This window comes from Pseudomonas sp. RA_5y_Pfl1_P24, assembly GCF_963970945.1.
Lineage (GTDB): Bacteria > Pseudomonadota > Gammaproteobacteria > Pseudomonadales > Pseudomonadaceae > Aquipseudomonas > Aquipseudomonas tritici.
The window spans coordinates 316,498-337,661 of the sequence record NZ_CAXAOJ010000007.1 but is presented as its reverse complement, the minus strand read 5'-3'; the positions used below and the strand labels follow the sequence as shown (position 1 = coordinate 337,661).

The following is a 21,164-nucleotide window of genomic DNA, read 5'->3' as shown; positions in this document are numbered from 1 at the left end:
GTGATGCTGTCGCAGGCAAGCCAGCTCCCACAGGGTTCAGCGGTGGTTTTAGTGGGGTGGGTAGCTGGAGAGGATTCGGGTGATCGTGGTGCGGATGGCGTTGTTGCGGTCCTGCGGGCTGGGCGAGTTGGCCATCATTTGTTCGTCGCTGCCGCGCCAGACCAGTTTGCCGTCTTTGCCGTCGAGCAGGTCGATCTGGAGGGTGGCGACTTTGTAGGTGATGTTGCGGGTTTCATTGTACATCGGCGCGCCCCAATAGCCGTTCCATGGGCCGCCCCATGCGCCGCCATAGTTGGTGGTGACTTGTTGCTGGCGGTCTTCGACGATCAGGTAGGCCTGTACGTTCAAGTCGGCCTTGCTGCCCGGTGCCGCTGAGCGCAGGCCGCGTTGGTCGAGTTGTTCGCCCACCGCCTGACGGATGCGCTGTTCGGTGAGGTCGCTCTTGATGCGCGGGTCATCCGGGCGATATTGCAAGGCCGGGTCTTTCCAGGCCCAACTGCGGTAGGCGCCAAAATCACGGCTGGCGTCAAAATCGTGGTTGACCTGACTGGTCTGGCAACCGCCCAGCAACATGACAACAGCGAGCATAGCGATACGACAAAACATGGGTTTTCTCCAAAAAGCGACCCGCGCTCAGGATGAGAATAGCTGTTAACTGGGAGGATACGCCGTCATTGCCTTTTGCACCGCCTGGCGCAAGGCATCTCCCCGTTCACTGAGGCTGCCCTGGCTGCCCGTTTCCGCGCTGGCACTCCACACCGGCTGCCCCGTGCGGGCATCGAATAGATTGACGCGCACCACCACGACCTGGACTTCATAGGTGCGTACGATCGGCACCGAGTTGTACATGCCATAGCCATTGCCATAGCGGTTGTAGCCGCCGTAACCGTAGCCATAATCATCCTGGACCTGCTTGAGGCGCTTTTCCTGGCGCACATCGGCGCTCACCAGCAGGTCTGCCGGGCGGTTGTCGTGCAAGGGACGCAGACCGCGCTGGTCAAGCGCGCCGCTGACCGCTTCGGCAATTTGCGCCGAATCCGCCCAGGCCGTGCCCGCCGGGAGCTGGCCATTGCGCCACGCCCAGTTGCGGTAGGCGCCGTAGTCGCGCACGGGCGCGGGATAGGCGCTGGCATCAAAGGTATTGGCTGCCTGCGGCGGCGCCGGTGGAATCGGCGCCGAAGCGGAGACATAAGGGTTGGGGCTCGAACACGCACCCAAGCCGAGAGATAACAGGATCAAACAGAGACGACGCATTTCGACCTCCGCAGACTGGGCCGTTTAAACCGGACGGCAGACCCAGTGCAAATAACGCCCAAGTCCGGCAAAGCTTGGGTGACGACGGTGAGCGAGTTCCATCTCCAAAAGGCCCTGCAAATCCGCGCGGGCCTGGAATTCCACCGGCATATAGTCGTGGAATACGCGAACGCCACTTTGGCTTTCGACCTGCCAAAGGCCTTCGAGTTGCGCCGCCAATTCACGTGGGTCGAGCGGCTGCTGCGGGGTGAGGCTCTGCTTTTCGCCGGCCATGTCGTTCTTGCGCATTTTGCGGAAGTGGCCTTTGAGCAGGTTGCGGTAAATCAGCGCATCGCGGTTGTAGAACGCCAACGACAACCAGCCGCCAGGCAGCGTGAGCTGATGCAGCACCGGCAGGATCGCATGAGGTTCGGCCAGCCATTCCAACACGGCGTGGCACAGCACCAGGTCGTAGGGTTCGGTGAGTTGGCCGAGCAGGTCTTGCCAGGGCGCATGAATAAAGGTCGCGGTCTGCCCGGCGTCGGCAAAACGTTGGCGGGCGCCGGCGAGCATCGGTTCGGCAGGTTCGGCCAGGGTGACCTGATGGCCTTGCTCCGCCAGCCACAGCGACATGTGGCCCAGGCCTGCGCCGATATCCAGAACGCGCAAGGGGCGTTTGGGCAGGGCTTCGGTGAGGTCGGCCTGAAGCACCGCCAGGCGAATCGCGCCTTTGGCACCGCCGTAGATTTTTTCGGCAAAGCGCGTGGCCAGTTGGTCGAAATGACGATCACTCATGGGCAAACCGCCGTTCGCTGTCGGCCAATTTGGCGCGCACCACCTCGTTCATGTCCAGGCCCAGTTCGCTGCACAGCAACAGCAGGTACAGCACAATATCGCCGACTTCCTGGCCGGCGTGGGCGAGTTTCTCAGCCGGGAGCTGGCGCGATTGGTCTTCGCTCAGCCATTGGAAGATTTCCACCAGTTCAGCCATTTCTACGCTGGCGGCCATGGCCAGGTTTTTTGGGCTGTGGAATTGTTTCCAATTATTTGTATCGCGAATGCGGTGCAGGCGTTCGGTGAGGTGTTCGAGGTTCATGCGGGGGCTCCTGAAGATGGGTAGCTTCGGGGGGATTGGCGGTTAAGGCAAGTGAATCTGTGGTGTGTTCGAGGACGCCTTCGCAGGGAAGCCAGCTCCCACATTGGAATGGGTTTGCAAATCAAAATGTAGGCTTGCCTGCGATGAGGCTCTAGTCGATGACGCTGAATTCTAGGCGGGCGGTTTGGCCGGCTTCGTCGAGGACGCTGAGTTGGTAGCGGCCCAGGTGTTCGAAGCTGGCGTTGATGAAGTCCTGGTTGGCGCTGTCGCCCAGTGGCGCGCCGTTGAGGAACCACCAGCGCCGACCACTGCCGCCGAGGGCGGAGATTTTCAGGCGCAAGGTTTGCTGGCTGGCGGCGGGCAGGCGCAGTTGGTCGCCCTCGCGTACGCCAACGATCGACAGCGGTGAAGACGCGGCCAGCGCCGGTGGCGGACAATCGGAGTCAGCGGGCGGGATGCGTGCTTCGCGGCGTTCGGCCCTTGGCAGCCAGGGTTCCAAGGGCGCAGGCCACAGGGCGATGTTTTTCGGCTCTGCCCCCGGGCAATGGGCGTCGACCCGCGAGCCTTTGGCATTGACCCATACGCTTTCCATCAGGCCCACGCTCAACGGTTGGTCCAGTGCCTGCAAGGTCGGCGGCGTGGTGTTGTCCAGCGTCCAGGCGAAGCGCTGGCGGCGGCAATTGGGGTCGCTGCGGCTCATGGGCTGGCCTAGTGGCCAACAGATCGCTGCCACGCCGACATTGGCAGGCACCGGGTTGACCGGCGCGCTGATGCCGCGCTGGCTGTCGCGGTTGCTCAGTACATCGTGCACCTGCAACATCAACGGCGCCGCCGAGGCCAGCCCGAACTGGCCCGGCACCGGTGTGCCGTCCGGGCGGCCGATCCACACGCCGATCAAGTAACGCGGCCCCACCCCAATCGCCCAGGCATCACGAAAGCCGTAGCTGGTGCCAGTCTTCCAGGCCAGCATCGGGCGCTGCACCAGCTCGGCCCGCGGGTCGCGGTCGGGACGCGCCTGGCCGCTGAGGATGCGCCGCACAATCCAGGCGGACCCTGGCGACAGTAATGGTCGCTCCCTAAGCGTATCGTCCGGCTGTAATCGAATAGTTGCACTCCTGCCGTTCCGGGCGAAGGCGCTATAGCCGCTCACCAGATCTTCCAGACGGCTGCCTGCGCCGCCCAGGATCAAGGCCAGGTTCGGCTCGGCCAACGCCGGCAACGCCAAAGGCACGCCGCCAATACGCATCTCGGCGGCGAACCGCTTCGGCCCATAGGCTTCCAGCAACTGTACCGCCGGCAGGTTGAGCGAACTGGACAGCGCCGTACTCGCCGGCACTGCGCCGGTAAAACCCAGGGAGAAATTGCCCGGCCGGTAATCCCCGTAACGCCGCGGCACGTCCTGCAGCAGGGACTCAGAGTGAATCAGCCCGTCATCAAGGGCCATGCCGTAGAGAAAGGGTTTCAAGGTGGAGCCCGGCGAACGCAGTGCGCGGATCATGTCCACATGGCCAAAACGCTTGGCATCATTGATGTCCACCGAGCCTAGGTAGGCGCGTACCGCCATGGTTTCTTCCTCCACCACCAGGATCGCGGCGGAGGTGTGCTCCGGCAAGCGTGCACGCCAACCCAACAGCAGGTCTTCGAGGCGGCGTTGCAGGGTGGCATCGAGAGTGGTGCGGATCAGCGGCGGGCTGTCGGGGCGGTTCAGGCGACGCGCGAGCAGGGGCGCCAAGCTCGGCTCCCGCCGCGGGGCGAGCAGCAGCGGTTCCTGCAGGGCTTCATCGACGGCGGCTTGCGGCCACACCTTGAACTCGGCAAGACGACGCAGCACCTTGTCGCGCGCTTCCTGGGCACGCTGCGGGTGACGGTCCGGGCGCAAACGGCTGGGTGCCTGGGGCAAAACCGCGAGCAAGGCGGCTTCGGCATGGGTCAATTCTGATGGAGACTTGCCCAGATACGCCCAACTGGCCGCCGCCACGCCCTGCAATGTTCCGCCAAACGGTGCGCGGTTCAGGTAGAGGTTGAGGATCTCCTCCTTGGACAGGTGCCATTCCAACTGCGCCGTGCGCCACAACTGGCGCAACTTGCCGTGGAAGGTGCGCGAATGCGGATCCAACAACCGCGCCACCTGCATCGACAACGTACTGCCCCCCGACACCACGCGCGCCCCGGTCAAGTTCTGCCAAGTGGCCCGCACCAGCGCCAGTGGGTTTACGCCGGGATGCTGATAGAACCAACGGTCTTCATAGGTGAGCAACGCATCCAGGTAATACGGCGACACTTCGCTGGTTTGCACTGGATAGCGCCACACCCCATTCGCATCGGCAAACCGCCACAACGGCGTGCCATCCTCAGCCAACACCACCCGCGCCAAATCATCCTGAGGCAACGGCAACGGCCAAACCCGATCCGCTCCCCACAACAACACCACCACCAACACCACTGCCCCCAGAGCCCAGCGCAGTAAATGTGGGAGCGTACACCCGCAAATGACGCAACTTAATCGCAAATTCAACCGAGCAAACCTCTATGCTTGTAGGGAACTAGCCAGTCGCAATAACAACCAAAGACACGGATACGCCCAACTCTTCATCAGGACACACACATGCAGGTAGAAAGCTTTTTCGAATGGCTGGGCCAGGCGCTCGGTTCCATCATCCGCTTTATCGTCGACGGCCTCAGCGGCCTGTTCGGTGCCCTGAGCAACGCCGGCGGCAACTTCGTCGAAGGCCTGTCCCGCACCTTGGGCATGGACACCTCGATCATCAGCATCATCACCCTGATCGTCGGCCTGCTATTCCTGTATTCAGCCGTACGCGCCTTCATGCGCGCCTCGGTCATCATGGGCATCATCTGGCTACTGCTCGGCCTATGGCTCCTGAGCTGGGTCGTCCACTAACCCCCAGAGTATCCCCAAACTACTGTGGGAGCGAGCAAGCCCGCTCCCACATTTAGCCCCTATTTTATATTGGAATATCAGCGCCCCTTGATCACCAAATCTGCCGGCGTCTCCCCCACCGCCTGCCAATTCGGCCGATACATCGACTCCACCTGCGGCGGCGGTACGCGATAAGTCCCCGGTGTCACCGCCCGCGCCAGATACAGCAGGTGCGTGGTGCCAGCCCCCTCCAGATTAATCGCCGCCACATACCGATCATCCCTGAACTCCTGATGCTTGAGCGACGCGTTCTGCATCGACTCACGCCACGCCTTCACTTGGCTGCTGGCGTTCTCCAGGCTGGCGGCACTCTGCGCCAGGTTCTGGTTTTCAAGCTCCAGTCCAGCGGGCAGCAAATCCACCACCAAAGCATCCGGCACACGTTGCTTGGCACCGACCGCCAGATGCACCAGCACCAGATCCCCACTGTTGAGGTTACGAAGATTCAACGGCTGGCCATTCATGCCCAGGTACTCACGGCGAATGCTCAGGTTGTCGCCGCCGGCAGCCGGTGGCCGCTGTGGATAACCCGAAATCGTCAGTTGCTGATACACCGGCGTTTCGCCCTGATTGCTCAAGGTTAAATCACTGGAAAGCAGCTTGCCTTCCAGCGCCAGCGTCGACTGCTGATTATTCAACGCCTGCACACCGCCACTGCCGGTGAGCGACACCTGCCAGTTCGAGTCCGGCTTGGCGAAACCGAGGCGCCCCGCCAGGAACAGCGAATTACGCTCCTGGGTCGACAGATACGCACTGGCCGCCAGTTGATCCGACAGCGTAAACAAGCGCTCCTCACGCTGGCCCTTGGCCAAGTCATTTTCTTCCAGCAACGCCAGGATCATTGCCTGGTCGCGCAGCGGGCTGCCGTAATCGGCCAACCATTCATTGGCACTGCGCTGCGCCGCCAGCCCCGCCAGCAAGGCTTGGTCCGCGCGCGGCTGGTCGCCCATCTTCTGCAACGCGACAGCCAACTGCACCAGCGGCAAACCGGAGCGCGCGTCGCTGCGTCGTTCAAAAATGCTGCGCAACGCACCCAACGGCGCCTGCTGACTGCGCGCCAACACCATGCCGGCGTAGGCCTGCACGGCAAAGCGCGTGTGATCAGCGTTATCGCTGTAGTCGACATCGATCAAGTTGCGCTCCTGTACATAACGCAGCAGGCGTTCGCTGGCCTTTTTCAAGGCTTCAGGCGGTACCGCGAAACCCTGATCTCGGGCGCGCAACAGGAAATCGGTGACATAGGCGGTCAGCCAGTACTCCTCTTCACCGTCGGCGCCCCACAAACCAAAACTGCCGTTGTAGCGCTGCATGCCCAGCAAACGCTCTATGCCCAGCTCGATCTTGCGCTTGCGCTCGCTGTCCGACTCGCCCTTTATCGACAGGCGCTTGAGCAACGCATCGTCCGCATACAGCGATGGGTACAGGCCGCTTGCCGTCTGTTCCAGGCAACCGTAAGGGTAAGCTTTGAGTGCACTGATCTGCGCACCGAGGTTCAACGGCGGCCGGCTCGACAGGCTCAGCAGCGCCTGACGCCCCGAGGTATCGAATTGATCCAGGGTACCCGGTGGCAGGGTCCACGGCTGATCCTTGAGTACCGCGCGATAATGCTTAAGCAGTGCCGGATAGGCCGGCCGCACGCCCAAGGTCCATTCACGGGTGAACGGCGGCAGGTGCTCACCTGGCAAGTCCAGCCCATTGACGGTCACCTTGACCTTGCCCTGCCCCAACCCGCCCCAGGCTTTTACGGGGATGCGCAGCGTGGTGCGCTGGCCTTGTGTGAGCTCGACGGTTTGCGCGCCACTGTTGACCAGTTCCAACTGCCCCTCGGCAGTCAGTTGCACATCAAGCTTCTGCGCCTTGCCCGACAGGTTGGACAGGTCCAGCGCTAACGTTGTCTGGTCACCACCGGCCAGGAAGCGTGGCGCCGACAGTTCGGCAATCAGCGGCGCGGCAATCACTGTCTTGGCTTCGGCCATGCCATAGCGGTCATCGCTCCAGGCCTGGGCCATCAGGCGCAGTTCGCCGTTGAAGTCGGGAATGTTGACGCTGACTTCGCCCTCGCCCTGCTCATTCAACGTCACCGGCGCGCTTTGCAGGGCGACGATGGTCACACTGGTGTCCGGACGCTTGCCGCCCTTGGCCAGCGCCGCGTCACCACCAAACGCGAGGCTGGCCAGGCGACCCTGGCCGGCCTCGATCAACTGGCCGTAGATATCGAACTGGTCCACGCCATACGCCTTGCGGCCGAACAGGCTGGAGTACGGGTCCGGGGTCGGGTATTCGGTGATATTGAGGATGCCCACGTCCACCGCGGCCACCAGTACGTGCGCCTGTTTCGGCACGCTGCCATCGGCATTTTTAGCCAAGATCTTCACCGTCAGCGGTTGTTTGGGGCGCATTTTTTCCGGCGCAGTGAGGGTCACGCCCAGTTTGCGCTGGGTGCGATCCAGCGGCAGGTGCAGCAGGCCCACTGCGCGTTTGGGGGTGATATTGGCTTTACGCTCGCCTGGGCGAATCACCAGGGCACTCACGTACAAATCATGCCGCGACCATTTCGGGTCGAGCTTCACAGCGAAGCTTTTGCCCTCGGCCGGCACGTCGATTTCCTGCCACCACAGCGGCCCTTCGGCGGACTCCACCAGCAGGTAGCCTTTACCGGCTGCCGGTGGCGTCACGGAGACATTGGCGGTGTCACCATCGGCATACGCTGGTTTGTCCAGCGCCAGCTTGACCTGATCGGGGCGCACGGCGCCGCCGTCGGTGTTGTCCTGGGCCTGGTAACCGGCCCAGAAGCGCAGGCTGCTGACCAACCCGGTCTGCGGGTCTTCGACCTCGACGCGGTAAGGGCCCCACTCCACCTGGAAGCTGACCTTGGCGGTGTCGCCAGCCTTGATAGTCAGGGTCTGCTCGTCGAGGTTGAGGAATTTCTCGTTGAAGTGATAGCTCCAGCCATCGTTCTCTGAATAGTTCCAGTAATAGTCACGGCGCTCGCGCACCAGGCGCACCTTGAGGTTTTGCGCGGCGAGTTTCTGCCCATTCTGGTTGGCCAGCAGTACTTCAAATTCCGCCGGGCCATCGCCATTGGTTTCGGTGCCGTCAAACAACCCGCGCAGGCCCGGAAGCTGCTCGGCGGGCCAGATCGGCTGCACCAGACGCCGCGTGATCGGGCGCCCGCCGGACTCTTGCAGGCTGGCTTGCACGATCAATTGCAACGGCGACTTCGCGTCGGCCCACTTGCTTTCCAGGGTCAGCGCTTCCTGGCCCTTGGCGTCGAGCACGCTTTCATCCAGTTCGAAATCCTGGCTCAACTCTTCTTCGGTAACAGAGCCGAACTGGTAGCCCGGCAACGACTTGACCGCTTCGCGCAACGGGCGCACATAAACCTGACCACTGACGCGGTTGCCCGATGCTGGCGCACCGTAAAGGTAACGGCCGTTAACCTGAATCACCGGGTTGTCCGCGGGGCTCAGCGCGGTGTCGCTGCCCTTGAGTTCCAGCGCCAGGCGCTCGGGCAGGAAGTCTTCAACGAGAAATTCATACAACTGCGGTTTGCCATCGCCCAGGTCGAACACCAACTGCCAGCGCCCAGTCGGCGCTTCGCCGGCCAGTTGCAGCGAGTATTGATAAAGACCGGAGGCATCCGCATCCCAGACAAATTTGCGGCTCACCTGCTCGTCCGGGCGACGCACTTCCACGCTCACCGGCTGCGGTTTGACGGCATGGCCATCCTTGTCCCGCAACAATGCATTGAGCAGCACCGTTTCACCGGGGCGATACAGATCACGCGGGCCGAATACAAAGAACTGCAAGGGGTGGGAAGGCTGGCCGCCAATGTCGAACTCGGCCAGGTCCAGTGCAGCGCTGTCGAGGCGCAACAGACTGGTCTGCTCACCCTGCTTGGCCAGGAGCACCTGGGCCTTTTTCGGCAGCGGCAACTCAGCGTGGCCGCCCTTCTCGGTCTTGCCCTGGCCCAACACCCGGCCCTCGGCGTCGAGCACTTCAAGGTCAACCCCATCCAGTGCCTTGCCGCCTTCCAGCGCCTGGGTAAACACATCCAATCGGTTGGCGTAGCGGTGCACCGACAGGCCGATGTCACTCAAGGTGAACAGCGTGGCCGGTTGCGAATAGTTGTAGGTGCCCGACGCACGCATCACCGCCAGGTACACGCCCGGCTGCTGCAATTGCTTGAGGCCGGCGATCGGCAGTAAAAGGGTTTCGCGGGTGTTGCGCGCCGGGTTCAAGTCGAAACGGCCACCGTAGACCAGATCGGCCAGCGGCAGCAGTTCGCGGGATTCATAACTTTGCAGGCTGGTATTACGCCCCCACTGCGCCAGGAATGACGGCAAGGATTCGGGCTTGATGCGGAAGAACTCGACGTCGATCTTGTCGACGTTCAGCGCGATCACTGGCAGGCCTTCGGCCAGGCGCGTCGGCAACAAGGTGCCACGGCTGGCGAAGCCGACAGTGGCTTGCAGGTCGCGGGTTTCCAGACGGGCGATGTACTCGGCGGCGAGCGTGTTGTCGTTGACCGCCTTCACACCGGCATCCACCGTGAGCACCAGTTTGCGCTGTGGCTCCAAGTGGCGAAGGCGCAGTTCCATGAGGTTGTCGGAGATTTCCCAGGCGCCATCGACCTTGCCGGACTTGCTGTCCACCAAGTGCAATTTGTCGGCGAACTTCTGATCGGGGTCCAGCGGAATGGAAAAGCTCACCGACAAGGTACTGGCCCCATCGAGCTGCACTTCTGACACGTCCACCACGCTCAACTCACGCCCGGCGTAGCGTTGCTTCAACGCCGCCACATCCACCGCCGCTTTAGCCGGCGTGGGTGCAACCGTTGCCGCCGCAGGAGCGGTCGGGGCAGTCGGTTTATCGGAAGAATCGCAGGCGCTCAGCAGGGCCAGCGCGCAGGCCAGGAACAATCCTTTGTTAAGCATGAGGCACTCGTAGTGTGAGGGACCGAAGGCTAACTATATATCAGCCCGAGTGGGGACGATGAGCTGCTGGTCACATTGACCGGCGGAGGGTGATTTGGTTCTGAGCGCCCCCCAGCCCAAGCCAAATCCCACAAGCACTGAAGAGCAAAATGTGGGACCTGGCTTGGCTGCTCCCACATTGGTTCTGCGGCGTGTCTGACGGCCAGTTACACTACTGCTCTCGCAAGGAGCCCCCATGACCACCCTGCTCACCGACTGGCGCCACCGCCCCACCCACCGCCGCGTCTGGGCCCTGGCCGCGCCTATGATCCTGTCGAACATCTCGGTGCCGCTCGTAGCGCTGGTCGACAGCATGGTCATCGGCCACCTGCCCCACGCCCACCAACTGGGTGCCGTGGCCGTCGGTGCCAGCCTGTATACCTTCCTCGCCTGGGCCATGGGTTTCCTGCGCATGGGCTCCACCGGTTTCGCCGCCCAAGCTGCCGGGCGCAATGATGGGGCGGCGCTGCGGCAAATCCTGCTGCAAGGTTTGCTGTTGGCACTGGGCCTGGCGATGCTGCTCGGCACCGTGGGCATCCCGCTGAGCCATCTGGCGTTGCAGTGGATGCAGCCCTCCCCCGAGCTCAATCAACTGACGCAGGATTTCTTCCACACCCGTCTTTTCGGCCTGCCCGCCGCGCTGGCCAGCTACGCGCTGGTCGGTTGGTTCCTCGGCACACAAAACGCCCGCGCGCCGCTGGCGATTCTGCTGACCACCAACCTGGTCAACATCGCCCTGAACCTGTGGTTCGTACTGGGTCTGGATTGGGGTGTGGTCGGCTCCGCGCGCGCCTCGGTTGTTGCTGAATGGACCGGCGCCCTGCTGGGCCTCGCGCTGACGCAAAAAGCCCTGCGCGCCTACCCCGGTCACATCGCCTGGGCGGCACTGAAGCTGTGGGAAAGCTGGCGTCCACTGCTGGCGGTCAACCGCGACATCTTCATCCGCAGCCTCGCGCTGCAATCGGTGTTTTTCATGATCACCGTGCAAGGCGCCCGCCTGGGCGACGCTACCGTGGCCGCCAACGCGCTGCTGCTCAACGGCCTGTTGCTGACCGCCCACGCCCTGGATGGATTGGCTCACGCCGTCGAAGCCCTGTGCGGTCACGCTATCGGCGCCCATGACCGCCCAGCGCTGCGCCGTTCGCTGGTGGTGGCCGGCGGCTGGTCGCTGATCGCCAGCGTCGGTTTCGCGCTGCTGTTCACCGTCGCTGGCCACGTGTTTATCGCCATGCAGACCGATATTCCCAGCGTGCGCGAAACCGCCGACAGCTACCTGCCTTACCTCGCGGTATTGCCGTTGATTGCGGTGTGGAGTTACTTGCTGGATGGTTTGTTTATCGGCGCGACACGCGCACGGGAGATGCGCAATGGGATGCTGCTGACGGTGGTTGTGGTGCTGCCCATTGCCTGGGCGTTGCAAGGGTTGGGTAACCACGGGCTGTGGGTAACCTTCCTGGTGTTTATGGCGGTCCGCAGTTTGACGCTGTGGGCGATTGCCTGGCGTTTGAATCGGCAGGGGCTTTGGCTGGGCAGCAACTGAAGGAATGAGACCCAAATGTGGGAGCGGCGGTGCGACGATTCGACTTGCTCGCTCCCACATGGGATTTGTGTCAATCCAGCTTAAGAGGACAGGTACGAAGAACGGGTCAGGCCCAGGCGCAGCGCATCCAGGAACTGGGTACGCTCAGATGCAGAGATCTTCGCACTCGCACACTTGTCGCGGTAATGCGTCATCAACTCTTCCGGCGACAAGTGCACATACCGCAGCATGTCTTCAATAGTGTCGTGGGTCTCGATACCCGCGCTGTACACCGACCCATCTTCACGCTGGTAGATGTTCACCGAATCGGTGTCACCAAACAGGTTGTGCATGTCACCAAGGATTTCCTGGTAGGCACCCACCAGGAAGATCCCCAGCAAGTAGTCCTCACCTTCGTTCAAGGCGTGAACCGGCAGGCTGGTCTCGATGCTCTGCTCGTCGACGTACTGCTTGATCTTGCCGTCGGAGTCGCAGGTCAGGTCTTGCAGTACGGCACGGCGCAGCGGCTCGTCGTCGAGGCGGTGCAGCGGCAGGATCGGCAATACCTGGCCGATGGCCCAGGTGTCCGGCAGGCTCTGGAATACCGAGAAGTTGCAGATGTACTTGTCGGCCAGCTTATCGTTGAGTTCGTCCAGCACTTGGCGGTGCGAGCGCTGGCGGGCTTTCAACGAGTTGTGCAGGCGACGGCACACGGCGAAGTAGCACTGCTCGGCCAAGGCTTTTTCGGCCAGGGTCAGCTTGCCGTCGGCGTACTGGGTGGCCACGTCGCTCATGTAGTGAGTGGCGCGCCAGTAGGTCTCGGTGACCATCTCGATGTCGGTCGGGCCGAGCAGGTCCACCAGCCATTGCACGGTTTCCGGCAGGCTTTCCTTGTTTTCGATGGTCGGGATTTCGTCGTTGTGTTTCTCGACGTCGGTGACCTGCACCACCAGCATGGCGTGGTGGGCGGTCAGCGAGCGACCGCTTTCAGAGAAGATGTTCGGGTGCGGCAGGCTCTGCGCGTCGCAGAATTCCTTGAGCATGCCCACGACCACGCCGGCGTAGTCGTCCATGTCATAGTTGATCGAGCTGGCGTTACGCGAGTGCGTACCGTCGTAGTCCACGCCCAAACCGCCGCCGACGTCGATGTGGTCCACCGGCAAGCCGAGGTTGCGCAGTTCGCCGTAGTAACGAATGGCTTCCTTGAACCCGTGCTGGTAGTCGGCCAGGTTGGCGATCTGCGAGCCCATGTGGAAGTGCAACAGGCGAATGCCCTGGTCCAGACCCGCCGCGCGGAAGCGCTCGACCACAGACAGCAGTTGCGCCGCCGACAGGCCGAACTTGGACTTCTCGCCACCGGTGTCAGCCCACTTGCTCGACGCCAGGGACGACAGGCGCACGCGCAGGCCCACCTGTGGCTTGACCTTGAGGCTGGCGGCCTCTTCGATCACCAGCTCAACTTCGGATTCTTTCTCGATCACGATGAACACGTTGTGGCCGAGCTTTTGGCCCATCAGCGCGAGGCGGATGAACTCACGGTCTTTGTAACCGTTACAGACGATGGTGCCGCCCTTCGGCGCCAGGGCCAGTACAGCCAGCAGCTCAGGCTTGGAGCCGGCTTCCAGGCCGATGGACACGTTCTGGGTGGCGATGATGTTCTCGATCACCGCTTCCTGCTGGTTCACCTTGATCGGGTACAGCGCGGTGTACTTGCTCTGGTATTCCAGGCGCTCGATGTTCGAATCGAAGGCGCCGGTCAGCTGGCGTACACGGTCTTGCAGAATGTCGGGGAAGCGCACCAGCAACGGCAGCGAAAGGCCGCTTTTACGCAACGCGTCGACTTGCTCGTACAGGTCGACGGGCGTGCTGTTCGGGCCGTTCGGACGGACTTCAACGCGACCGGCTTCATTGATCGCGAAATACCCGGCCCCCCAATGGCGGATCCCGTAAACACTGCGGCTGTCCGCAACTGTCCATTGGCTGCCATCGTCTTTGCGTGTGCGTCGTACGGACATCGAAGTCCCCTATAAATGAAGGCGAAGGCGCCACCTCTCGCGGAGGCTGGCGCAGTCTAAAGAATGAAAATGACGATTTGCCTGCGAGGGAGGTAGACCTCATTCGCAGGACAGAGTTTAGACACAGGTCGGGAAGAGGCTTTCAGCCGCCGGACTTCTTGGCCTTGTAACCGAGCTTGATCAGCTCGGCCAACAGCAATTCAACGTGATCGCCCTGGATCTCGATGACGCCCTCTTTCAACGCGCCGCCGGTGCCACAGCGCTTTTTCAGCGTGGTGGCGAGCTCCTTCAGCGCGTCTTCTGCCAGCGGCACGCCGGTGATGGTGGTCACCGTCTTGCCGCCACGGCCCTTGCTCTCGCGTCGCACGCGGGCAATACCGTCGCCTTCGGGGATCAGGGTCTGTTTGCAGGTACACGCGTCCACGGGCTGGCGACAGTCCGGGCAGTGTCGACCTGCGTCGGTGGAAAATACCAGGCCGCCCAGGGCGGCGAAGGATGCGGCTTTTTTGGCCACCGGCAATCCTCTTGGGGGCAGAAAAGTGGCGCAGTGTAACGGCAAAAAGTCCACTTGCTAAGGGCCAAATGGCGCCATTTCATGCAACTTTAGCGACGTGACGCCAGATAGCGCCGCAAGCCTTCTTGGGCGTCCGGGCAGTAAGGCTTTTGTTCAGCCTCCTGCAGGACTGTTTCAATAGGTAAAAAGCGCGCTTCCATGACCTCTTCGGGCTGCAGGCGCAGCGGCCCGTCCCATACAGCGGAGTAGGATTTGCACCAGAGTTTGCTGTCACCGTCTTCGAAGTAGAAATGATCGTGCTCAGTTAACGCCACACCGCTGACGCCCAACTCTTCCTCTAACTCGCGGGCCGCCGATAAGGCGTAGGACTCGCCCGCCGCCACCATCCCACCCGCTGCCGTGTCCCAGAAACCGGGATACATGGCTTTGCTTAGGGTTCGCCGATGCACACACAGCTCACCCTGGGAGTTAAACAGAAAGATAAAGGTGCACCGGCCGATCAGGCCGCGCTGGCGCAAATCGGACCTGACAAGGGTGCCGAGCAGGTTGTCCTGCTCGTCGACCCAGCAGATCAGTTCAGCATCGGACGCCGCGCGGTGCGCGGCCTCCTTTTGAATAGCGTCCATCATCAACCCTGGTTGAGGAGCTGACGCAAGTCGATCACTGCAGCGTTTGCCCGGGAAATGTAGTTGGCCATGACGAGCGAGTGGTTCGCCAGTACCCCGAAGCCACTGCCATTAAGGATCATAGGACTCCAAACCGGTTCCTGCGAAGCTTCCAGCTCACGGATGATCTGGCGCACGCTGACGGTGGCGTTTTTCTTGGCCAGCACGTCGGCGAAGTCGACTTCGATGGCACGCAGCAGGTGGGACAGGGCCCAAGCTTGACCGCGAGCCTCGTAGAACACGTTATCGATCTGCATCCATGGGGTTTCCACCACTTCTTCATCGACCTGCGGTACTTGACCCGGCGCCAGGGCCTCGGTTTTCAGAGCGGTGTTCAATTTCACCCGACCCACACTGGCCGACAGGCGTTGCGACAGCGAACCCAAGCGGGTCGCGACGTCGCCCAGCCAGTTGTTCAGGTTGTCGGCACGGGCATAGAACAGCGCACCGCGCTGATTCGGGTCGGACAGACGTGTTTCATAACGGCTCAGAGAGTTGATGCCTTCTTGGTACTCCGACTCACTGGACGGCAGCACCCAGCTCTTATTGTCGAAGTTGAAGCGCGGCTCGGCCTTAGCCAAATCGGCGTCTTCGGCCGACTGCGACTGGGAACGGGCGAAGTCCTTACGCAGGGCGCGCGTCAGGTCGCGCACCTGCACCAGCACGCCATATTCCCAACTCGGCATGTTGTCCATCCAAAGGCCAGGCGGGAAGCGGTCATTGGAAATGTAGCCACCCGGCTTGTTCAGCAAGGTGCCGGCCACGGTCTTGAGGGTTTCGACGGTAGTAAACCCTAACACCATCTGCTTGCCGTCTTTTTCGGCCGCAATCTGCGCATTTTGCTGGACCGGAAACAGCGCCGGCTCTTCGCTCCAGTACCAGCCAAGCGCGCCGGTGACCAACAGGTACAGGCAGAGGACGCTCAGCAACGCACGGCTCAGCAGCAGCGTACGGAAGTAGCTGCGGTTGGCCGACTTGGGCTCAGGCGCAGGGCCTTTGGCACTGCCTGCACGGTTTTTCCAGTCCAGCATGGCGATATCCTTTCAATCACTTGAGTTCATGCACTTGAATTGATGGCGTGCGTTCAAACACTCCGACCACAACCCTACCCCATCGTGCCCGCCCATGCGGGGCTTTTCGCCAAACTGGCGAACAGGGAGAGTTCGACTATAAAGGATGCACGCTTTTTCCGCTGTGCGACCACCAGGTCAGCAAATGACTATCAGGGAAGAGCAGTTTATTGACGCAAGACACTCATCCCAACGGAAAGATAGTGCTAGCATAGAGCCATTATTGGACCTCAGCGTGCACCCTAACTAGTAGTCAGGATATGACCGAGCCAGAAGACCCCAGCCGTGAGCGTCTCAAGCAGCATTTTGCCCAGCGGGTAATTCATCAGGCACGTCAAATTCTTGAGATCTGGCAGCGCCTGCAACGCAGCGAATGGTCCGGCGCCGACCTCTGCGAACTCAGCGAAGCCAATTTGCGCCTGCTGCGCTTTGCCGAGCGCTTCGAACAACCCGAGCACGGCCAGTTGGCGCGGCATATCGGCGAATCACTCAAAGCGGTGGACGACAACCGTGGCCGCCTGAGCAGCCAACTGATCACCGAACTCAACCGCTTGATGCAGCGCCTGTCGCGCACTGGACTGCGCCAGGGCGACCAGTTCGAACACACCTTCCTGCCGCCGATGCGCAAGCCAATCTACGTGATGCTGGCCGATCACGACCGCGCTGAGCGCTTGGCCAAGCAGCTGGAATTCTTTGGCATGAGCGCCCAATCCCTCGACAGCATGGCGGCATTTCGCGCATCCATGGCCGAGCGCTTGCCTTCGGCGATTGTGATGGATGTGGATTTCTGTGGCACAGGGCTGGGGCTCAAGCTTGCCGCCGAAGCTCAGGAAGGCCTGGAGCACAAGCTGCCGCTGCTGTTTTTCAGCCTGCACGAAACCGATACGCCGACTCGCCTGGCCGCCGTGCGCGCCGGGGGCCAGGAATTTCTTACCGGCACCCTGGAAGCCTCCAGCCTGCTGGAAAAAATCGAAGTACTGACCTGCGTCGCTCAGTACGAGCCGTATAAAGTGCTGATAATCGATGACTCGCGGGCCCAGGCGCTGCACACCGAGCGGCTGCTCAACAGTGCAGGCATCGTCACCCGCACGCTGATCGAACCGATCCAGGCCATGGCCGAGCTGGCGGATTTCCAGCCGGACCTGATCATCCTCGACATGTACATGCCAGCCTGCACCGGTACCGAACTGGCCAAGGTCATCCGGCATAACGACCGCTACGTCAGCGTGCCGATCATTTACCTTTCGGCCGAGGACGACCTGGACAAGCAACTGGACGCCATGAGTGAAGGCGGCGACGACTTCCTCACCAAGCCGATCAAGCCGCGCCACCTGATCACCACCGTGCGCAACCGCGCGGCACGTGCGCGCAACCTCAAGGCACGGATGGTGCGCGACAGCCTGACCGGCCTGTACAACCATACCCATATCCTGCAATTGCTCGAAGACTGCAGCTTCCGCGCGCGCCGCGAAAACAAGCCGCTGAGCTTTGCCATGCTCGATATCGACCACTTCAAGCGGGTCAATGACAGCCACGGCCACCCCATGGGCGACCGAGTGATCAAGAGCCTGGCGCTGTTTCTCAAGCAGCGACTGCGCAAGACCGACTACATCGGGCGCTACGGCGGCGAAGAATTCGCCATCGTGATGCCTGACACCGACCTGGAATCGGCCTGCAAGGTGCTGGATGAAATCCGTGAGCGCTTTGCGGAAATCCACTACCCGGCCCAGCCCGAGGATTTGTGGTGCACCTTCAGTGCCGGGCTGGTGGAACTGCGCGACGGGTCCGACAGCCTGATGATGGCCGCCCAGGCCGATGAAGCGCTGTACCGTGCCAAGAATGCCGGGCGTAACCGCGTGCAAGCGGCGCACACGCCAAGGCAAAGTGCCATCTTTTCACCTGGATTCACCGATTCAGTCATAACGCTGTAATAGAAACGCAATAACTTCAGGCACTTATCTTTTGCTGTCGGTTGAAACCACGCATGCGCCTGAAGCTGCTGACCAATCTCAATACCCTTCTTCTGGTGGCCGTGTGCCTGGCGCTCGGGGCGACGCTGTGGTGGTCGCAGCGCGCTTTGGAACGGCCGTATTTATTGATGGAGCGCTACCTGGGCCTGTCGCAGGCATTTCAGAACCAGGCCGCGCGCAATATTGACGATTACCTGGCCAGCGGCGACGCCCTGCGCCTGAGCAGCGCCAGCCAGAGCCTGGAAAGCCTGTTGCTGGATCTGGATCAAGTGCCCGTCGACCTGGCGCAAAACCTGCGCCCCAGCCTGGTGGACCTGGATGCCTTCAGCAAGACCGATCTGCTCGCCGCCGGCAAATTAGCGGGTGACCCACAGGCCCTGCTGCTGCAAGCCGAGCGCGAACTCGGCGCGAACCTGGAGCAACTGAGCCAGTACGCCATCGGCGTCAATTCTGCAGAGGCCGCACGTTACCTGCCGCCACTGCTGGCGGCGTCCCAGCATCTGGCCAAACTGTCCCTGGCCCGCGACAAACTGGTGAGCAGCGGGCGTGCGGAACTGGCTGATGATGTGGAGCGCGAAGTCGGCAATATCCGCAGGCAGGCGGATGTGCTGGAACAACTGCCGCTGTTGGGCGTGAAGGCCAGCGCCGAATCCAACGCGGATGATTTTTCCGCGCTGATGGGCCTGGAAAACACGCAAAAAACCGAAATCCAAGACACCGGCGTCGACCTCAAGCGCGAACTCAACAGCCTGCTGACCCGCTACCCCGCCGAACTCAAGCGCACCCGTGATCAGATCCAACAACGCGCCGACCTCGCTACCGCGACCCACCTGAAAATCAACGCCGTGCAGCAAGCCATCGCAGGCCTGGAGCCCGTGGTGCGCGCGCAGCACGGCAAAATCCAGGGCGAAGTGCGCCTGATGCAAGGCGTGATGATCGGCCTGATCCTGCTGATCGCGCTGCTCATCGATACCCTGCAACGCCGCCTGGCGCGGGTGCTGACCAACCTGGCACCGGCCTTATCGACCTGGGGCGAAGGCGACTTCAGCCAGCCGATTGCCTTGGGCAAGACCAACCGCGAGCTGCACGATATCGAAGCCTCCTTGAACCGTCTGCGCGCCTACCTGGTGGACCTGGTGGGCACTATTCGCGGCAACGCCGAAGAAGTTGCCGGCAGCAGCCGCGCCCTTGCCGAACTGAGCAGCGGCCTGCATGACGGCGCCGAACGCCAAGCCGGCGATACCGCGCAGATCCGCGACTCGCTGGGGGAACTGGAAGCGACCATCCAGCAAGTCGCCGGCGATGCCAGCCAGGCCGCGGACGCCAGTCGCAGTGCCGGCCAAGCGGTAGAGCAAGGCCAACGCGTGATCGGCCTGAGCCTGACCGGGCTGCACGCCCTGGTGGGCGAAGTGCAGCAAAACGCGCAGATGATCGAAAAACTCGCCGAAGAATCCGCCACCATCGGCGGCGTGCTCACGGTGATTCGCGCGATTGCCGACCAGACCAATCTGCTGGCCCTCAACGCCGCCATCGAGGCCGCCCGTGCCGGTGAAGCCGGACGTGGTTTTGCCGTAGTCGCCGACGAAGTCCGCTCCCTGGCTCAACGCACCGCTGGCGCCACGGCGCAGATCCAGACCCTGATTGCCGGCCTGCAAAGCGCCGCCCATCAATCCGTGCAAGGCATGCGCGCCCAGGTCGAACACGCCGAAGCCACCGCCCAGCAGGCCCAGGCGGCGGACGGTGCACTGGATGAGATCGTCGGCGCGATCCAGACCATTTCCGACACGGCCGTGCGCATCGCCGATGTGACGGCGCAGCAGAGTGGGGCCGTGAGTGAGATTCGCGATAACAGCGAGCGGATTCATCAGATGGGTGAGGATAACTTGCTGCGCATTGGTCAGGGACGCTGCCAGGGCGAGCACTTGTTGGTCCTCGGTGGGCAGCTCAATACTGCGGTGCAAGCCTTCCGCGTCTAATCCGATCTCCCACCTCACGACGATCCAAAATCATATGGAGATCAGACATGTGTGCGGGCTTGCTCCCACATTTGATCTTCAGTGCACTCAGAACCGTATTATCAATGACCAGAACCCACTACTTGGTCACATACTTTTCGCTATCCTCGCTAATCGTGCTGCCTACTGCATAGAACTGGACAGTCACAAAGGCTTTGCGGCATAGTCGCCGGGTTCTGCCGTACTCACATCAATAACAAGGAACAGCCGATGGCGACCTTACTGGTTCTTCACGGACCCAACCTGAACCTGCTCGGCACCCGCGAACCGGGCGTCTACGGGGCAGTTACCCTGGATCAGATCAACCTCGATCTTGAGCGCAGGGCGCGTGAAGCCGGCCACCATCTGCTCTACCTGCAAAGCAATGCCGAGTACGAATTGATTGATCGCATCCATGCCGCGCGCGGCGAAGGCGTGGACTTTATCCTGATCAATCCCGCCGCTTTTACGCACACAAGCGTTGCATTACGTGACGCGCTGCTGGCGGTGAGCATCCCATTCATCGAAGTGCATTTGTCGAACGTGCACAAACGTGAACCTTTCCGCCATCACTCTTACTTCTCCGACGTAGCAGTAGGAGTGATCTGCGGCCTTGGCGCCAGCGGTTACCGACTGGCCCTGGAGGCCGCCCTGGAACAGCTTGAACAACCGGCCAAGCGCCCCTGACCGACCCTTGGGAGTTGATGATTCATGGATATCCGTAAAGTTAAGAAACTGATCGAGCTGCTGGAAGAATCCGGTATCGACGAGCTGGAAATCAAGGAAGGCGAAGAGTCCGTACGGATCAGCCGTCACAGCAAGACGCCAGCCCAACAGTTCTACGCGCCACAGATGCAAGCGCCGGCTCCGGCCGCTGCTGCTCCGGCCGCCGCACCTGCTGCCGCTGCACCTGCAGCACCCGCAGCGCCTACGCTGAACGGTTTCGTGGTCAAGTCGCCAATGGTCGGTACTTTCTACCGCACCCCGGCACCCACTTCGCCAGCCTTCGTTGAAGTCGGCAAGACGGTGAAAGTGGGCGACACCATCTGCATCGTTGAAGCGATGAAGATGATGAACCACATCACCGCTGAGAAAGCCGGCGTCATCGAATCCATCCTGGTAGAAAACGGTCAGCCGGTTGAGTACGACCAGCCGCTGTTCACCATCGTTTGAA

Annotated in this window: 15 protein-coding genes and 1 pseudogene; 6 read left to right on the top strand and 10 right to left on the bottom strand. The window is 61.7% G+C overall.

The features are described from left to right. Window positions 1-48: 48 nt before the first annotated feature. The 5 genes from AACY30_RS14445 to pbpC form a co-directional block, all read right to left on the bottom strand. Complete coding sequence (locus tag AACY30_RS14445) at window positions 49-606, bottom strand: DUF4136 domain-containing protein (RefSeq protein WP_339415773.1); 558 nt, start codon at window positions 604-606, stop codon at window positions 49-51. A 45-nt stretch (window positions 607-651) separates the two neighbouring features. Next, window positions 652-1,254, bottom strand: a complete 603-nt coding sequence (locus tag AACY30_RS14440) for a DUF4136 domain-containing protein (RefSeq protein ID WP_049710206.1) — start codon at window positions 1,252-1,254, stop codon at window positions 652-654. A 24-nt stretch (window positions 1,255-1,278) separates the two neighbouring features. Continuing rightward, entirely contained in the window at window positions 1,279-2,028 is a 750-nt protein-coding gene (locus AACY30_RS14435; protein ID WP_339415772.1) for a methyltransferase, read from the bottom strand. Beyond that, complete coding sequence (locus tag AACY30_RS14430) at window positions 2,021-2,329, bottom strand: MazG-like family protein (protein ID WP_010567659.1); 309 nt, start codon at window positions 2,327-2,329, stop codon at window positions 2,021-2,023. The genes AACY30_RS14435 and AACY30_RS14430 overlap by 8 nt, the downstream gene beginning before the upstream one ends. A gap of 151 nt (window positions 2,330-2,480) precedes the next feature. Beyond that, window positions 2,481-4,793 carry a peptidoglycan glycosyltransferase PbpC gene (pbpC, locus tag AACY30_RS14425; protein WP_339472141.1) on the bottom strand — a complete coding sequence of 771 codons (2,313 nt, stop codon included), beginning with the start codon at window positions 4,791-4,793 and terminating at the stop codon, window positions 2,481-2,483. Between the two features lie 141 nt (window positions 4,794-4,934). On the opposite strand from pbpC, the gene AACY30_RS14420 reads away from it, so the two are divergent. Then, a complete protein-coding gene (locus AACY30_RS14420; protein ID WP_339472097.1) occupies window positions 4,935-5,228 on the top strand; it encodes a hypothetical protein in 294 nt (97 codons plus the stop codon). 77 nt (window positions 5,229-5,305) lie between these two features. Here AACY30_RS14420 and AACY30_RS14415 read toward each other — a convergent pair whose 3' ends face one another. Continuing rightward, complete coding sequence (locus tag AACY30_RS14415; protein ID WP_339540526.1) at window positions 5,306-10,204, bottom strand: alpha-2-macroglobulin; 4,899 nt, start codon at window positions 10,202-10,204, stop codon at window positions 5,306-5,308. 235 nt (window positions 10,205-10,439) lie between these two features. On the opposite strand from AACY30_RS14415, the gene AACY30_RS14410 reads away from it, so the two are divergent. Further along, on the top strand, window positions 10,440-11,783 hold the full coding sequence (locus tag AACY30_RS14410) for an MATE family efflux transporter (RefSeq protein ID WP_339540525.1): 1,344 nt from the start codon (window positions 10,440-10,442) through the stop codon (window positions 11,781-11,783). Window positions 11,784-11,863: 80 nt separating this feature from the next. On the opposite strand, the gene speA is transcribed toward AACY30_RS14410, so the two are convergent. The 4 genes from speA to AACY30_RS14390 form a co-directional block, all read right to left on the bottom strand. Next, on the bottom strand, window positions 11,864-13,777 hold the full coding sequence (gene speA, locus AACY30_RS14405) for an arginine decarboxylase (RefSeq protein ID WP_339540524.1): 1,914 nt from the start codon (window positions 13,775-13,777) through the stop codon (window positions 11,864-11,866). A 142-nt stretch (window positions 13,778-13,919) separates the two neighbouring features. Then, window positions 13,920-14,291 (bottom strand): translation initiation factor Sui1, encoded by a 372-nt coding sequence (locus AACY30_RS14400; RefSeq protein ID WP_339471546.1) that lies wholly within the window; start codon window positions 14,289-14,291, stop codon window positions 13,920-13,922. 89 nt (window positions 14,292-14,380) lie between these two features. After that, a complete protein-coding gene (locus tag AACY30_RS14395; protein WP_339471551.1) occupies window positions 14,381-14,917 on the bottom strand; it encodes an NUDIX hydrolase in 537 nt (178 codons plus the stop codon). A gap of 2 nt (window positions 14,918-14,919) precedes the next feature. Then, window positions 14,920-15,987, bottom strand: a complete 1,068-nt coding sequence (locus tag AACY30_RS14390) for a DUF2333 family protein (RefSeq protein ID WP_339471545.1) — start codon at window positions 15,985-15,987, stop codon at window positions 14,920-14,922. Between the two features lie 299 nt (window positions 15,988-16,286). On the opposite strand from AACY30_RS14390, the gene AACY30_RS14385 reads away from it, so the two are divergent. From AACY30_RS14385 to accB, 4 genes and pseudogenes are all read left to right on the top strand, one after another. Next, window positions 16,287-17,957, top strand: coding sequence for a PleD family two-component system response regulator (locus AACY30_RS14385; protein WP_339540523.1), 1,671 nt, complete (start codon window positions 16,287-16,289; stop codon window positions 17,955-17,957). 1,499 nt (window positions 17,958-19,456) lie between these two features. Next, window positions 19,457-19,972 (top strand): annotated as a pseudogene (locus tag AACY30_RS27485) (methyl-accepting chemotaxis protein); the annotation flags it as partial. Between the two features lie 249 nt (window positions 19,973-20,221). Then, window positions 20,222-20,677 (top strand): type II 3-dehydroquinate dehydratase, encoded by a 456-nt coding sequence (gene aroQ, locus AACY30_RS14375; RefSeq protein WP_012721999.1) that lies wholly within the window; start codon window positions 20,222-20,224, stop codon window positions 20,675-20,677. A 24-nt stretch (window positions 20,678-20,701) separates the two neighbouring features. Further along, complete coding sequence (gene accB / locus AACY30_RS14370) at window positions 20,702-21,163, top strand: acetyl-CoA carboxylase biotin carboxyl carrier protein (protein ID WP_339471542.1); 462 nt, start codon at window positions 20,702-20,704, stop codon at window positions 21,161-21,163. Window position 21,164: the final 1 nt, after the last annotated feature.

What these genes read in the sequence shown, in the direction of transcription:
- AACY30_RS14410 (WP_339540525.1), top strand. Translation starts at nt 10,440, where the DNA reads ATGACCACCCTGCTCACCGACTGGCGCCACCGCCCCACCCACCGCCGC.
- AACY30_RS14440 (WP_049710206.1), bottom strand. Translation starts at nt 1,254, where the DNA reads ATGCGTCGTCTCTGTTTGATCCTGTTATCTCTCGGCTTGGGTGCGTGT.
- AACY30_RS14385 (WP_339540523.1), top strand. Translation starts at nt 16,287, where the DNA reads ATGACCGAGCCAGAAGACCCCAGCCGTGAGCGTCTCAAGCAGCATTTT.
- AACY30_RS14430 (WP_010567659.1), bottom strand. Translation starts at nt 2,329, where the DNA reads ATGAACCTCGAACACCTCACCGAACGCCTGCACCGCATTCGCGATACA.
- AACY30_RS14415 (WP_339540526.1), bottom strand. Translation starts at nt 10,204, where the DNA reads ATGCTTAACAAAGGATTGTTCCTGGCCTGCGCGCTGGCCCTGCTGAGC.
- AACY30_RS14420 (WP_339472097.1), top strand. Translation starts at nt 4,935, where the DNA reads ATGCAGGTAGAAAGCTTTTTCGAATGGCTGGGCCAGGCGCTCGGTTCC.
- aroQ (WP_012721999.1), top strand. Translation starts at nt 20,222, where the DNA reads ATGGCGACCTTACTGGTTCTTCACGGACCCAACCTGAACCTGCTCGGC.
- AACY30_RS14445 (WP_339415773.1), bottom strand. Translation starts at nt 606, where the DNA reads ATGTTTTGTCGTATCGCTATGCTCGCTGTTGTCATGTTGCTGGGCGGT.
- AACY30_RS14390 (WP_339471545.1), bottom strand. Translation starts at nt 15,987, where the DNA reads ATGCTGGACTGGAAAAACCGTGCAGGCAGTGCCAAAGGCCCTGCGCCT.
- AACY30_RS14395 (WP_339471551.1), bottom strand. Translation starts at nt 14,917, where the DNA reads ATGGACGCTATTCAAAAGGAGGCCGCGCACCGCGCGGCGTCCGATGCT.
- AACY30_RS14435 (WP_339415772.1), bottom strand. Translation starts at nt 2,028, where the DNA reads ATGAGTGATCGTCATTTCGACCAACTGGCCACGCGCTTTGCCGAAAAA.
- speA (WP_339540524.1), bottom strand. Translation starts at nt 13,777, where the DNA reads ATGTCCGTACGACGCACACGCAAAGACGATGGCAGCCAATGGACAGTT.
- accB (WP_339471542.1), top strand. Translation starts at nt 20,702, where the DNA reads ATGGATATCCGTAAAGTTAAGAAACTGATCGAGCTGCTGGAAGAATCC.